The following is a 13,905-nucleotide window of genomic DNA, read 5'->3' on the forward strand; positions in this document are numbered from 1 at the left end:
TCACTTATGTAGGATGGCTACACTGCGTGCTTTCCGCCTTCTCGGACACAAAAATAGCCACCAGCAGTGGTGGATATGAAAGATCAACAAGCCCTCGGCATTCAGTCAGTATTTTTTCTTTCCAAAATTCATGCATTCGAAGCAATTTCAATGCAAGGCAGAATTTGTGCTCATTAAGTCATATCTGACAGCCCATATGCTATCTCCGACAGAGTAACCACTTCGCTCAAGCCTCACGTACTTCCTAGGTGGTAACACATCAGGAGAATTGTTGTGGTCTTTGGCAAGGCTGAAAATAAGCTTGCCCGAACTCACAATAATGGAGAACAGAATATGGCACGCGATCCTAAGCACGATATATTATTTGAACCGATTCAAATCGGTCCCAAAACACTTCGAAATCGTTTTTATCAGGTACCACATTGTATTGGTGCCGGTTCAGATAAACCTGGCTTCCAGGCAGCCCATCGCTCATTGAAAGCTGAGGGTGGCTGGGCGGCGATGAATACTGAATATTGCTCAATCCATCCTGAATCTGATGACACCATGCGTTTGTCTGCCCGTATCTGGGATGAAGGCGACGTACGTAATCTAAAAGCCATGACCGATGAAGTCCATAAGTTTGGTGCTTTAGCCGGCGTCGAACTTTGGTACGGCGGTGCTCATGCACCTTGTCTGGAAAGTCGGGCAACCCCGATGGGGCCAAGTCAGATTGCTTCAGAATTTGAAACCCTGAGCTACTGTAAAGAAATGGATCTCAGCGATATCCAACGGGTGCAGCAATACTACGTTGATGCTGCTTACCGCTCACGTGATGCCGGTTTTGACATTATTTATGTTTACGGCGCGCACTCTTACCTGCCACTGCAATTTTTAAATCCTTATTACAATAAAAGAACTGACCAATATGGTGGTTCGCTGGAAAACCGGGCACGATTTTGGCTTGAAACATTAGAAAAAGTACGTAATGCAGTTGGCAGTGATTGTGCCATTGCAACTCGATTTGCTGTTGATACCCTGTATGGTCCCGGCCAAATCGAAGTAGAAGAAGATGGTATGAAGTTCATCCAGATGGCTGATCCGCTGGTGGATTTATGGGATGTGGATGTCGGTGATATCGCGGAGTGGGGCGAGGATGCCGGTCCATCACGTTTCTATCAGCAAGGTCATCAGGTTCCGTGGACCAAGTTTGTTAAAGAAGTTTCCAAAAAACCGGTACTTGGCGTAGGTCGTTTTACCGATCCGGAAAAAATGACTGAAATTGTCACCAAAGGCTATGCCGATATTATTGGTGCGGCACGTCCATCTATTTCAGATCCGTTCTTACCGAAGAAAATTGAAGAAGGTCGTTACGACGATATTCGTGTTTGTATCGGTTGTAATGTCTGTATTTCCCGTTGGGAAATTGGTGGCCCGCCAATGATCTGTACGCAGAATGCGACAGCAGGTGAAGAGTATCGCCGCGGCTGGCATCCAGAAAAATTCAAGAAAGCCACTTCCTCTGATTCAGTATTGGTTGTTGGTGCAGGACCTTCAGGTGCTGAGGCAGCACGGGTACTGATGGAACAGGGCTATGTGGTTCATGTTTACGATACCGCTGAAAAAGTTGGTGGTCATCTTAATCAGATCGCGTCGTTACCGGGGCTGGGCGAGTGGGGATATCACCGTGATTACCGTGAAACCCAACTGCAGAAACTGGTCAAGAAAAACAAAAACAGTGTGTTGGCTCTGGGGCAAAAAGCGCTCACTGCCGATGATGTACTGGAATATGGTGCAGAAAAAGTCATTATCGCTACCGGTGCCAAATGGCATACCAATGGGGATAACTGTCTGACTCATGATGCCATTCCGGGTGCTGATGCGTCATTACCGGATCAATTAACCCCTGAACAAGTCATATCAGGTGAAAAGAAAATCGGTAAGCGGGTTGTGATTCTCAATGCAGATAGTTATTTCATGGCGCCAAGTCTGGCTGAAAAACTGGTCAATGACGGTCATGAGGTCACCATCGTTTCAGGTGTCCATTTGGCGAAATATATGGAATTCACTCTGGAATATCCAAATATGATGCGCCGTCTGCACGAATTGAATATTGAAGAAATCGGTAATCATTTCTGCAGTCGCATTGAAACCGGACGTCTGGAAATTTACAACATGTGGGGCGATGGTTCACGTCGTAGCTACCGTGGTCCGGGCAAATTGCCGCGCGATGAAAACAAAACGCATCGCTGGCTTGAGTTTGATTCTCTGGTACTGGTCACAGGTCGTAAATCTGATAACAAGCTTTATCAGGAACTCAAGGCCCGTGAAAGTGAGTGGGCTGAGAATGATATCAAAGGCGTGTACCTGATTGGTGATGCTGAAGCGCCTCGTTATATCGCTGATGCCACCTTTACCGGTCATCGTGTGGCACGTGAGATTGAGTCTGAAAATCCACAATTCCCGCTGCCGTACAAACGCGAAACGATTGCCTGGGGCACACCGCATATGCCGGGTGGTAACCATGAGATCGAGTACAAGATCTAAATAGCAGGAACCGGTTGTGTGCTGTCGATTGTGACAGCACACCTTCCGTTTGCTCAATCATTATGAATTTCCCAGGAAAGTAGGTGTGTCATGAATGAAGCACATGAAATTACTCGAATTCTGTTTGAAGGCTTTTCAAACTGGTCAATTTATCTTTTCTACGTAATCGGATATACCGCTATCGGTATATTTATTTACGGTGTTTATGTGCAGATCCGCAAGTATCGTCGCGGCAAGCCTGATGCTTCTTGGGGTGAGTTTTTTGCACGCTTTAAAGACATGAGCAAGACCATGGCAACGCATCGCACCCTTAAACGGCGTGATAAGTCAGCTGGTCGTGCCCATGCACTGATATTTTTCGGCTTTGTGCTGCTGTTTATCGGCACAGCCACGATTACCCTCGAATACGACATTCTGGAACCGATATTTGGTATCACGTTCTGGTATGGCGATTTCTATCTATGGTTCTCCTTGATTCTGGATCTGGCAGGTGTCGGCCTGATTGGGGGGCTGCTATATATGATGTACCGCAGAAAATGGTTAAAGCTGCCCAAGCTTGACTATGCTCGCCCGGATCGTGAACCCGGCGATCCCGATTATGATCGCAGTGGTTACCGCCGCGAAGACTGGGCTTTTTTATGGGCGCTTATTCTGATTGGCTTTACCGGTTTTTTACTGGAAGCCGCACGACTGATTTGGTTAAGTGATACCGCGACTGTCTGGGATTATCGCTGGTGGTCACCCATCGGGGCACTGATGGCACATGTAATGGCTGGCCTGGGCATGGGGGCAGAAGCAGCAGGCAATTTCCGCACTGGACTGTGGTGGTTCCATGGTGTGTTGGCTTTGGCCTTTGTCGCACTGATTCCGTACACCAAAGTAAAACATATCTTCACCGCATCAGCGTCTTTGATGTTCCGTGATCCGATGGCGGGTAAGCGGTTGCCGAGTGTGCCTGAAGATCAGGAAGATATTGGTATCAAAACCATTACTGACCTTACCTGGAAACAGTTGCTGCATCTGGATTCCTGTACCAAGTGCGGCCGTTGCCATGAAGCTTGTCCGGCAACTGCTGTAGGTGCACCGTTATCACCGCGTGATGTGATCCTGTCGTTACGTGAATTTGCCAATAAATCATTGCAATCCAAGGAGCTGCCAGAACAGGCCGAGCTGGATGTTCATGGCAAGGATGTCGGTCAGGTATTCATGGAAACACTTTGGTCATGTCGAACATGTATGGCCTGTGTGGAGATTTGTCCTGTCGCGATCGAGCATGTTCCGATCATTGTGCAGATGCGCCGCAAGCTGGTGGATGAAGGCAATATGGAACCGATTCTGCAGAAAACCATGCAGTCAATCCATAAAAACGGCAACTCGATGAATGAATCGAAACGTAAACGTCCACGTTGGACCAAGGAATTGCCATTCACCATTAAAGATGCACGTAAAGAACCGGTTGATGTGATGTGGTTTGTCGGTGACTACGCTTCTTTTGATCCTCGTAACCAGGTAGTTACACGTTCTTTTGCCAAGTTAATGAAACAGGCAGGGGTTGATTTCGGCCTGCTTTACGAAGCTGAAATGAATGCCGGTAATGATGTACGTCGAGTCGGTGAGGAAGGGCTCTACGAGTTCCTGGCCAATGCCAATATCAGCACCCTGGAAAAATGCGATTTCAACTCGATTGTTACGACAGATCCCCACTCATTCAACACTATTCGTAATGAGTATCCGGATTTTGGTGGTGAGTTTGAAATTCAGCATTACACCACCTTACTGAAACAGTTATTCGAACAGGGCAAACTCAAGCTCAACAAAAAGCTCGATTATCGGGTGACATTCCATGACCCATGTCATCTTGGCCGCTATAACAAAGGCTATGACGCACCACGTGAATTGATCAAGTTGCTGGGTTGCGAGCTGATCGAAATGGACCGTAATCGTGACAATTCCTTCTGCTGTGGTGCCGGTGGTGGTCGTATCTGGATTCCGGATCCGGTCGGTATTGAGAAACCATCTGAGAACCGCATGCGTGAAGCGGCAGAAATTGAAGAGCTGGACGTCTTTATCGTTTCATGCCCGAAAGATCTGACCATGTTTGAGGATGCACTTAAAACCGCTGGGTATGAAGGCAAATTCGTCGTCAAAGAATTGATTGAGCTGGTCAACGAATGTGTTGAGTTTGATGAATCTGAGGTCATCGATGCCGATGTTGTTTCCGCCTGATACGCGTCTGCCGGAGACTGCCGATGCACTGATTAACTGTGCGATAAGCAGTGGTGATCTGCATAGTGCAGCAGCAGTGTATGAACTGGCTGAGGGTGAGCAAAAACAGCAGTTGAGTGGCATCCTTTGTGAGGAGCGTCGCAACACACTGTTGCTGGCCCGCTGGGAGCATACACCTGCAGCAGTGCTGCAAATGCTGGCGGAAATCGATGATGAAACAGTCAGGTTAAGATTGGATAAAAACCCAGCCAGTCGTGCCGGCACGTTGAACACTATCTATAAAAAAGGTGGTCATGATCGGCAGTTGATCAGCCTGTTGACTCAGCATGTACATAGCTCATCGACATTACTGAACAGTCTGGCAATGAGCGAAGATGACATTCCGATTCTTAAATCTATTGCTGCGCATCCAAACACCGATGCAAATACATTGATTTTCCTTGAACAACGTTATCCCGACATGTTTGATAACGAATTGGCTGTCCATGCTGAAACACCTCCTGAATTAATGGAAAAGATCTATCAGCGTGGTAACTGTTTTATCCGATCCGCTGTGGTCACACACATCCGTTGCCCACAGTTTTTGCTGGATTTGGCATTTAATGAAACAGACACAACCATCCTAAGACACCTGGCGGCAAATCCCCGGTTAGCCCCGGAAAAATTGGCCAATCTTGCTCAACATGATGACGTCAGCGTGCTTCGTACCTTGGCCGGTAACCCATCTCTGAGTAAAGAACTCGCTAATCAGATGATCCATAACAGTTCCAATAGCGTGCGTCGCGCTTTGGCAAGTCGAACTGACCTGACAGATGAGAATTTGCAACAGCTGGCTAATGATGAAGATCATTGGGTCAGACAGAGAGTTGCCCGTCATCCCCAGTTAGATGAAATGCTGCTTAATAAACTGGCCCAGGACCAGAATGATGAAGTTCGCCGTGCAGTTACTCGAAACCCACTGACATCCATCGATATTCTCAGACGGCTTTCTGTAGATAACAGCGTCTGGGTCAGAGCCGGTGTGGCCTATCAAAAGAACACACCTGCAGATGTACTCGACATGTTGTCTGCTGAAGATGATGTCGACGTGCTGAGTGGAGTGGCTAGCAACACTAATACCCCGCAAGCCATTTTGATCAGACTGTCGGGGTCTCAACAGACTGATATACGTCGTGGCGTGATTATCAATCCAAAGGCCGAGCGAGACACTCTACTGCCGCTGCTGGAAGACCCGTATTACTTGCATCGGTTAATGCTGGTATCTAACCCTTCACTGAGTGATCGCGACCGCTGGAGCCTGCATGACGATCCTGATCTATCCGTCCGTTTTATGGTGTTCAAATGGTTTGCACAAAAGTATTTGCAGCCTTCGCTGCATTAGAAATGCTGTTTTATACAGTCAACTAGGAGAGAAATCTGATGAAAATACTGGTTGCAGTTAAAGAAGTCGCTGCATTAGATGAAGACTTCGAAATTCGTGATGATCAACTTGATGTCGATGAGGATTTTCTGCTTTACGACCTCAACGAGTGGGATGACTTTTCACTTGAAGAAGCGATGGTTATCAAAGAATCATCTGATACCGAAGTTGAAGTGGTGGTGGTATCGGTGGGACCGGAAAGGGTCGATGACGTCCTGAGAAAATGCCTGGCTAAAGGGGCTGATCGTGCTATTCGAGTCTGGGATGATGCGATGGAAGGTTCTGATTCGGTCACGATCGGTCGCATTCTTTCTGCTGTCGTCGAAAAAGAAAAACCGGATATGGTATTTGCTGGTGTGCAGTCATCAGATGATGCAGCGGGTTCGACCGGTATTTCACTGGCCGCCAGTCTTAACTGGCCTCATGCGGCAGTGGTAGCAGGACTTGAATATAAACCGGGCAGTAACAAAGCCAAAATCACCCGTGAACTGGAAGGCGGACTGTCACAGGAAGTGGAAATTGACTGCCCATCGGTGCTCACCATTCAGCTGGGTATCAATACCCCGCGTTACGCCTCGTTACGCGGTATCAAGCAGGCAGCTGCCAAACCGGTAGATGAAATCAGCCTGAGTGATTTGGGCTTGAGTGACAGTGATGTTGGTGTTGATGCTGCTTTATCACGTGTACGGCGTATGTATATTCCTGAAAAAGGTATGGCCTCAATGATTGAGGGGACACCTTCTGAACAGGCAGCAAAACTGGCTGAAATTATTCGTGAGTTCAAAGGGGAATAACCATGAAAACATTCTTATTAATTACTGAACACCGTCGTGGCGAACTGCGACCTATCTCACTGGAAGTTATTGCTGCTGCACAGGAACTGCGTCAGGACGATGACAAAGTCGTCGTTGCAGTGATCGGCGAACAGGCAGAAAACTATGTTGCGGATCTGTCCGTTGCCGGTGTGGATGAAATCATCACGGTAAAAACGGCCACTGTCGAGTTTGATCCGGATATCTTTGAAGCTGCGATCACTTCGCTGATGGAAAAGCTGGATCCGGAAGTGGTGCTGTTGCCACATACCGTTGATTCACTGGGCTACGCAGCCACTTTGGCACGCAAGGGTAATTATGGTTTTGCTACTGATGTATATGGTCTGCAATACGATGGCGATGAGCTGGTGGCGACACGCTCCGGATATGACCAGAAGGTCAATGTAGAACTGGATTTTCCAGACAAGCAATGTGTGCTGTTGACCATTCGTCCAAGTGTCTTCAAGCCGACTGAGGAAAAAGCTTCTCCATCGGTAGCTTCAGAAGATATGACCAGTATCGAATCACGCAGTACTAACCTGGAATTTGTTGAGGCTGGCGGGGCAGATGATATTGATATCACCACGGTCGATTTCATTATGTCGATAGGGCGTGGTATTGCCGAAGAAGCCAATGTGGAACAGTTCCGAGAGCTGGCTGAGATGGCAGATGCCACTTTGTGTTGCTCAAGACCTATAGCCGATTCCGGCTGGTTGCCAAAATCCCGTCAGGTCGGTCAGTCAGGCAAAGTGGTTGGATCATGCAAGTTGTATGTGGCGATGGGTATTTCTGGATCAATTCAGCATATGGCGGGCATGAAACATGTGCCGACTATTGTTGCTGTAAACAGTGATCCAGGCGCTTCCATTTTTACTATCGCCAAATACGGCATTGTCGGCGATATTTTTGAAATCGAAGAAGAGCTGCGCAGCCATTTTGAATAGGCTGGACTTATAGGGTTGTTGTTGTCTCAGCACATTCAGCAGTTGTGGCGATGGAAGAACAATTGACCCTCCTAAAATCGTGGGCTGGCGGGGGTACTGGCAGTGTCTGCCTAGGCAGACATCCCCGTTGGTTTCGCGACCTATATGAAGGAAAAGTGGTATGACAGATGAACTAAAAGTGTCAGCAACGAAAGCTGGTTTAAATGGTAAAGGTCTGCGGATAGGTATCGTACAGTCACGTTTTAACCCGGCAATAGGCAGCGCGTTGGTCAGTGGTTGCATCGATGAACTGAATCGAGCGGCAGTGGCCAGCAACGATATTGTGCTGTTTACCGTACCAGGGGCGTTGGAAATATCATTGGTTTTATCAGAACTGTCGGAAAGCGGAAAATTTGATGGACTGATAGCGTTGGGCTGTGTGATACGCGGTGAAACCTATCATTTTGAGGTGGTTTGCAACGAATCAGCTCGGGCCATTACCGAAATACAGCAGCATTACCGTGTTCCTATTGCCAATGCCATTCTGACGACCGAAAACGAAGAACAGGCGAGTACCCGGGCTCGTGTCAAAGGCAAGGAGTCAGCCCAGGTTGTGCTGGAAATGATTCAAACGCTGCAACGGTTACAGCAACTCCCAAAATCTATATCGGCTTAATAAATATCCCTGATCTTAGATAAGACCTCAGCTAATTCAAATTCGAGTGCGGCTATTTACTCCATTGGGAGTACGCCATCTTGGGAATTTTCGAGCATTGTCTGCTGGGCTATGGTTTGCCTATGCCATAAATTTTAATGACTGTGGAGATCGCAATGCTTAGAAATTCAATCCTGAATGTACGTCATAAGGAACTCGGTTCGTTATTGAATGGGGATACCTGGAACAATATGCCGATTCCGTGGAGCTATAAATCGGATGCTGATGAAGAGGTGATTGCTGTACGTACTCGGGCAGGTCTGTATGACGTATCTGCTTTGAATATTCTGAATGTGAGTGGTCCTGATGCAACGGCAGTAGTGGACCAACTGGTCACCATTGATGTCACCAAAATGGAACCGGGTACCTCAAGGCTGGCAGCTGAAGTGGATGAGACTGGTGCATTATGTGATGACATTATGGTGATTTGTGATGCGCCGAATCAATTCCGCTTGTCGCATGGCAGCGGTGCCACCCCACAGCAGCTGGAGAAGCTCTCCCAGGGTAAAAATGTTCAGATCGCAGCGGATTTGGATGTACATATCCTGTCTTTGCAGGGACCGAAATCCCTGGAAGTGCTAAATCCTCATCTGGACTTTGATTTGGAAACGCTGCCGTATTTCCGTCATCTTGACGCGAAACTATTTGGCTGTGATATCAAAATTGCCCGTGGCGGCTATTCAGGCGAGCGTGGCTATGAAGTTTACTGCAGTGCCGATGATGCCATTCATCTCTGGGACATGATTCTTGAAAAAGGCCAGCCATTTGGTGTGATTGCCGCCTCCTGGGATTCGCTTGATCTTACCCGTGTGGAAGCAGGTCTGCTGTTTTTCCCATACGAAATGCCTGAGGGCGATACCACTCCCTGGGAAGTCAATATGGGCTGGGGTGTCGATCTGGATAAACCCGGCGATTATATCGGCAAGGCGGCTGTGTTGGCCTCTAAAGGCAAAGAACGCTTCAAGCAGGCCGGTATTATCTGTATGACCGCCGAAGCTGTTGAGCCTGGTTCTCGTATAACGCATGACGGTAAAGATATTGGGGTGGTGACCAGTTCCAGTTACAGCAATTACCTGATGCAATCTCTGGCACTGGTTCATCTGCATCCTGATCATCTCGCAATCGGGACTCAATTGATGGTGGAAGGCAAACAACCGGTCAAAGCCTATGTTGCCAAAATGCCTTTCTATGATCCGATGCGCCTGCGTACTCATCCGGAACAACAAAAGTAAATAGTCTGCACAGCGCCAGCCAGGAACCTGGCCGCGCTAAGCCAGATTTAATGAGGAAATCATTATGCAAAGAGGTTACTGGATAAGAAGCAAACCACTGTACGACTCACTGGTATGGCAAACCCCTGCGGTTGCACATCTGGTGGTGGCCGGGGGCGAGGGTGGTATTGCTGTTCTTAAATTATTTCAGCAGATGTACCCCAAAGACCCTATTCAGGTGCTTTATGCAGATTTACCAAAGGCCGAAAAGAATTATTCAGACATCCTGCAGCAAATAGTGCTGGAGGAACTTGATATTTGTGATTCAGAAGAAAGCTTGCTGGAAAATCTGGAACAACGACTGAAAGACTGCACGATGGGAACCCACTTTTATGTGGCAGGCAGCGAAGCTTTTATGTGGCAAGTTTTGCAGAAAACCCGTGCTGCTGGTGTGCAGGATGTTGATGTGCAGAAAGAGTTGTGCGGCACGTTGGCAAGACCGGTGTATTGCGTTCACTGCAAAACCATTACCCGTGATGTTCATCACAACGTCTTTCCATGTAGCAATTGTGGTCGACATCTGTTTGTCCGGGACCATTTTTCCCGGCGTCTTGGTGCGTACATGGGAGTCATGGTCGATGCAGAGGAGCCTGGCAACATTCCACAGATTGAAGAGGTTTATCCATGAGTATCCTGAACGTAAAAGTGGCCGATGTCGAACAGGTCACCGATATGGTGAAACATTTCACGCTGGTTGAGGAAAATGGCCAGCCGTTACCGAGGTTTTCAGGTGGCAGTCATGTAGTGGTGTCGATGAACATTAATGGTCGAATCCATCGTAATCCCTATTCACTGATGGGATCGCCGGAAAATACTGACAGTTATCATATTTCGGTTCGTCGGCAGGAGAATTCACGCGGTGGTTCAGTTTTTATGCATGACGGTATCGAGGTGGGCTCCAAGCTGCAGATAACCTATCCCGTCAATCTGTTCAGTCTTTCCAAGCTAGGCAAAAAACACATTCTGGTTGCCGGTGGAATCGGTATTACGCCATTTATGTCGCAAATCGCCGATTTAAAACGACTCGGTGATGACTATGAAATGCATTACGCCTTCCGTTCAGCTGAGCATGGTGCTTTTGTCGAACAACTGAAACAAATGTGTGGTGATCGATTGCATCTGCATATTGAAAGTGAAGGACAGCGAATTAATTTCAACAACCTTCTATCCAACCAACCTCTCGGTACCCATATTTATGTATGTGGTCCGGAGCCAATGGTCAATGCGTTATTACTGACGGCCAAAGATTTGGGCTGGCCCAAAACGCATGTTCATAGCGAGCAGTTCCTGGCGCCACCTATCGGTGATTCGTTTCAGGTTCAACTGGTCAAGTCCAATATGGAAATTGAAGTCCCTGGCGATATGAGCATGCTCGAAGCAATGGAAGAAGCTGGTCTGGAACCCGATTTTCTCTGCCGTGGCGGTGCATGTGGACGCTGTGAAGTAGAGGTTCTGGAGTGTGATGGTGCACTGATGCATAACGATCATTATCTGTCCGATGCTGAGAAGGCATCTGGCAACAAAATCATGCCCTGCGTATCCAGGGCCCGCTGTCAGAAATTATTACTCAATATCTGAGGACGTCTTATGAATACTCCAGCCTTTAAAAAAGAAACTTTCCGTGACGATTACACTTTCCGTAATTCACGTGAGGCAATACGGCGTTTCCCATTTCCGTTTGCCGAAGATGAATACATGTACAGCGTCAATATCGAGCAGCATGTTTCAACCAACCCTGGATCGGTTTTTGAACATGCCATCGATATTGATGAGCATTACATCGCCGAGTGTGAGGATCGACGTCTGACTCTTGAACGTGATCCTACGCGTTATATTGCTTTGCCACACATGATGGACGCTCAATGGGACATGGTTGAACTGATCATGGATTCATTATCGACGGATTATCCTCAATGGTTTGAACTGACCAAAAACGGCGATCAATGGCACTGGATTAACAAACCACTGGAAATTGACCAGACATTTACTTTTGGTGATACCAGTACGTTGCCAATGGAGCCGTTTGAGTACATCACCCGTCAGGTCCAGGGTGACTGGATCATCATGGATCATCGTGACGACGACTTGTTTGCTGATATGGGTATGGTCACCAGTCAGGCCGACTGGTCAATCGCTTTTGATGCCGGTATGTCTTTCAAAGAATGGCATGGTCCGGTTCCACAAGCGAATGAAATCGGTATTTTTGACCGGGCATTGAAATATTTGCTGCATCTGCAATATGGCAGTCCGGTGCGTCGGCTTAACTGGACCATGACGGTGAATCCGCGTCTTGATACTTCTCCAGAAGAGTTCCCATTGTGGGGGCCGGATAACGCTTCTGTTACTCCGGAGAACGTAGGAGAGAAAGTGTACCTTCGTGTTGAACTGCAGGCGTTATTCCGTCTGCCACGTAGCAATGCGATTGCCTTCAGCGTGCGTGGCTATCTTATCAGCCTAGATGAATTGATCACTTATCCAAAATGGGCAAAACGGCTACGTCGGGTGCTGACTAATCTGCATCCTGATCTCTCCGAATATAAGGGGCTGGATCTTTATCGACAAACCGTTATCGATTGGTTGGAACCATTAGAAGACGGAGCCGAACTGGGATTGGGTACCCAGCCGGAATAAATTTCCTTTCAAAGAATATGGGCTTTCGTCCATAGCACTGGCCGCTGGCTAATGCCGGCCAGCGGTTCGCATTACCTTTAAAAACCCAGAAGGAAACAAAAATGAAAATGAGAAATATGGTGGTATCAGGGTTGGCCGGGATGAGCTTAATGACGAGCGCATCAGTATTTGCCGAAACAACCTCGCCACATAGTTTCAGTGCCAATGTCGGTCTGTTCAGTCAATACAATTTCCGTGGTATTGATTTTAGTGATGAAGACGTGGCTCTGCAGGGTGGCTTTGACTATGCTCATACCAGTGGTTGGTATGCGGGCGTATGGGCTTCCAGTCTGGAAGAAGACCTTAATGTGGGTAACAGTCTTGAAGTAGACTTTTATGGTGGTTATTACCATCAGTTTACTGATGACTTTAGTGTCGATGTGGGGTTATTGCAGTTCTACTACCCTGATCGTGAGAAAGTACCAGGCTTGGGCGGTGGTAGTGATGAAGATTTTGATACCACAGAAGCCTATGTGGCTGGGACTTGGAAATGGTTTACTGCTAAATATAGTCGTACGCTGACAGATTGGGGCGGTGTCAATAATAATACTATGGGTGCTGACGCCAATGGTGATTCCAAAGGCACAGGTTACTATGAATTGAATTTCGCTTACGGTTTGCCAATGGGCTTCAATTTGTCAGCGCACGTTGGTCGTCTGGATGTCGAAAATTACAGTGAATATGATTACACAGACTATCAGATTGGTCTTAGCAAGGACCTAACGCTTGCTGGTTCCGAAGGTTGGACTGTAGGTGTGAACTATACCGATACCAACGCTGATGAAGATTGGTGGGGTGATCGTGGTGATGACCAATTTATCGGTTATATCTCACGCAGTTTCTGATTTAGCTTACTAAATGTATCACAGTCACAGCTCCCCTTAGGTAAGGGGGGCTGTTATTTTATTTAATCGGGTCTGTTTTCAAGCATTTCACGTAGTCCAAACTCAAGTTGAGAGGAAGTATCGTTACTCAGATCGATAACAACACCTTCCAGGGCAAGCAACTCGCCACTGGCAGAAAAGATACCTTCACCTTGTTCCATCACCCAGCGGGTTTTGTTGGTGCGGGTACAGATACGATAGATCATCTGGAATTTTCGCTGTTTGGCTATCTGTTCCTGTACATGTTCCCAGCAACGAGGTTGATCTTCGGGGTGAATCAGCTGCATATAGGTGACATTGTTTGAGTTTATCAGCTCGTAAGGCTGATATTCAGTGACTTCAAGGCAACTATCGCTGACAAATTCAAACGTCCAGTCACGATCATTTTTACAACGGTAAACCATGCTGGGAATATTGGTCATAATCATATCTACGGGTGAGTGACGATTATGTTTCTG

Annotated in this window: 12 protein-coding genes; 11 read left to right on the plus strand and 1 reads right to left on the minus strand. The window is 47.4% G+C overall.

Annotated elements, in window-relative coordinates; translation table 11 throughout:
* Window positions 1-273 precede the first annotated feature (273 nt).
* The 11 genes from B3M51_RS04425 to B3M51_RS04475 all read left to right on the plus strand — a co-directional run bounded on the left by B3M51_RS04425 (window position 274) and on the right by B3M51_RS04475 (window position 13,408).
* Complete coding sequence (locus B3M51_RS04425) at window positions 274-2,526, plus strand: FAD-dependent oxidoreductase (RefSeq protein ID WP_292757096.1); 2,253 nt, start codon at window positions 274-276, stop codon at window positions 2,524-2,526.
* A gap of 90 nt (window positions 2,527-2,616) precedes the next feature.
* A complete protein-coding gene (locus B3M51_RS04430) occupies window positions 2,617-4,752 on the plus strand; it encodes a heterodisulfide reductase-related iron-sulfur binding cluster (RefSeq protein WP_292757098.1) in 2,136 nt (711 codons plus the stop codon).
* The gene (locus B3M51_RS04435) at window positions 4,730-6,133 is read left to right on the plus strand and encodes a hypothetical protein (protein WP_292757100.1); all 1,404 of its coding nucleotides are present in this window, start codon (window positions 4,730-4,732) and stop codon (window positions 6,131-6,133) included. Before B3M51_RS04430 ends, B3M51_RS04435 begins: the two co-directional genes overlap by 23 nt.
* A 38-nt stretch (window positions 6,134-6,171) precedes the next feature.
* Window positions 6,172-6,966 (plus strand): electron transfer flavoprotein subunit beta/FixA family protein, encoded by a 795-nt coding sequence (locus tag B3M51_RS04440; RefSeq protein WP_292480783.1) that lies wholly within the window; start codon window positions 6,172-6,174, stop codon window positions 6,964-6,966.
* 2 nt (window positions 6,967-6,968) lie between these two features.
* Window positions 6,969-7,928 (plus strand): electron transfer flavoprotein subunit alpha/FixB family protein, encoded by a 960-nt coding sequence (locus B3M51_RS04445; RefSeq protein ID WP_292757102.1) that lies wholly within the window; start codon window positions 6,969-6,971, stop codon window positions 7,926-7,928.
* Between the two features lie 160 nt (window positions 7,929-8,088).
* Entirely contained in the window at window positions 8,089-8,583 is a 495-nt protein-coding gene (gene ribH, locus B3M51_RS04450) for a 6,7-dimethyl-8-ribityllumazine synthase (protein WP_292480778.1), read from the plus strand.
* Between the two features lie 155 nt (window positions 8,584-8,738).
* Window positions 8,739-9,854, plus strand: coding sequence for an aminomethyltransferase family protein (locus B3M51_RS04455; protein WP_292757104.1), 1,116 nt, complete (start codon window positions 8,739-8,741; stop codon window positions 9,852-9,854).
* Between the two features lie 64 nt (window positions 9,855-9,918).
* On the plus strand, window positions 9,919-10,521 hold the full coding sequence (locus tag B3M51_RS04460) for a dimethylamine monooxygenase subunit DmmA family protein (RefSeq protein WP_292757106.1): 603 nt from the start codon (window positions 9,919-9,921) through the stop codon (window positions 10,519-10,521).
* Window positions 10,518-11,471, plus strand: coding sequence for a PDR/VanB family oxidoreductase (locus B3M51_RS04465; RefSeq protein WP_292757107.1), 954 nt, complete (start codon window positions 10,518-10,520; stop codon window positions 11,469-11,471). Before B3M51_RS04460 ends, B3M51_RS04465 begins: the two co-directional genes overlap by 4 nt.
* 9 nt (window positions 11,472-11,480) lie before the next feature.
* Window positions 11,481-12,524: a heme-dependent oxidative N-demethylase family protein gene (locus tag B3M51_RS04470; protein WP_292757109.1), complete on the plus strand. Its 1,044-nt coding sequence runs from the start codon at window positions 11,481-11,483 to the stop codon at window positions 12,522-12,524.
* 101 nt (window positions 12,525-12,625) lie between these two features.
* Window positions 12,626-13,408, plus strand: a complete 783-nt coding sequence (locus tag B3M51_RS04475) for a TorF family putative porin (RefSeq protein WP_292757111.1) — start codon at window positions 12,626-12,628, stop codon at window positions 13,406-13,408.
* A gap of 62 nt (window positions 13,409-13,470) precedes the next feature.
* On the opposite strand, the gene B3M51_RS04480 is transcribed toward B3M51_RS04475, so the two are convergent.
* Window positions 13,471-13,905 (minus strand): PAS domain-containing protein (locus B3M51_RS04480; protein WP_292757113.1); only part of this gene is annotated, 435 nt, incomplete at its 5' end.

Source organism: Methylophaga sp. UBA2689, from assembly GCA_002354555.1.
Classification (GTDB): domain Bacteria; phylum Pseudomonadota; class Gammaproteobacteria; order Nitrosococcales; family Methylophagaceae; genus Methylophaga.

Bases quoted from the DNA above. Each gene is read 5' to 3' on its own strand.
- B3M51_RS04430 (WP_292757098.1), top strand. From the start codon at position 2,617: ATGAATGAAGCACATGAAATTACTCGAATTCTGTTTGAAGGCTTTTCA.
- B3M51_RS04435 (WP_292757100.1), top strand. From the start codon at position 4,730: ATGCCGATGTTGTTTCCGCCTGATACGCGTCTGCCGGAGACTGCCGAT.
- B3M51_RS04440 (WP_292480783.1), top strand. From the start codon at position 6,172: ATGAAAATACTGGTTGCAGTTAAAGAAGTCGCTGCATTAGATGAAGAC.
- B3M51_RS04445 (WP_292757102.1), top strand. From the start codon at position 6,969: ATGAAAACATTCTTATTAATTACTGAACACCGTCGTGGCGAACTGCGA.
- ribH (WP_292480778.1), top strand. From the start codon at position 8,089: ATGACAGATGAACTAAAAGTGTCAGCAACGAAAGCTGGTTTAAATGGT.
- B3M51_RS04455 (WP_292757104.1), top strand. From the start codon at position 8,739: ATGCTTAGAAATTCAATCCTGAATGTACGTCATAAGGAACTCGGTTCG.
- B3M51_RS04460 (WP_292757106.1), top strand. From the start codon at position 9,919: ATGCAAAGAGGTTACTGGATAAGAAGCAAACCACTGTACGACTCACTG.
- B3M51_RS04465 (WP_292757107.1), top strand. From the start codon at position 10,518: ATGAGTATCCTGAACGTAAAAGTGGCCGATGTCGAACAGGTCACCGAT.
- B3M51_RS04470 (WP_292757109.1), top strand. From the start codon at position 11,481: ATGAATACTCCAGCCTTTAAAAAAGAAACTTTCCGTGACGATTACACT.
- B3M51_RS04475 (WP_292757111.1), top strand. From the start codon at position 12,626: ATGAAAATGAGAAATATGGTGGTATCAGGGTTGGCCGGGATGAGCTTA.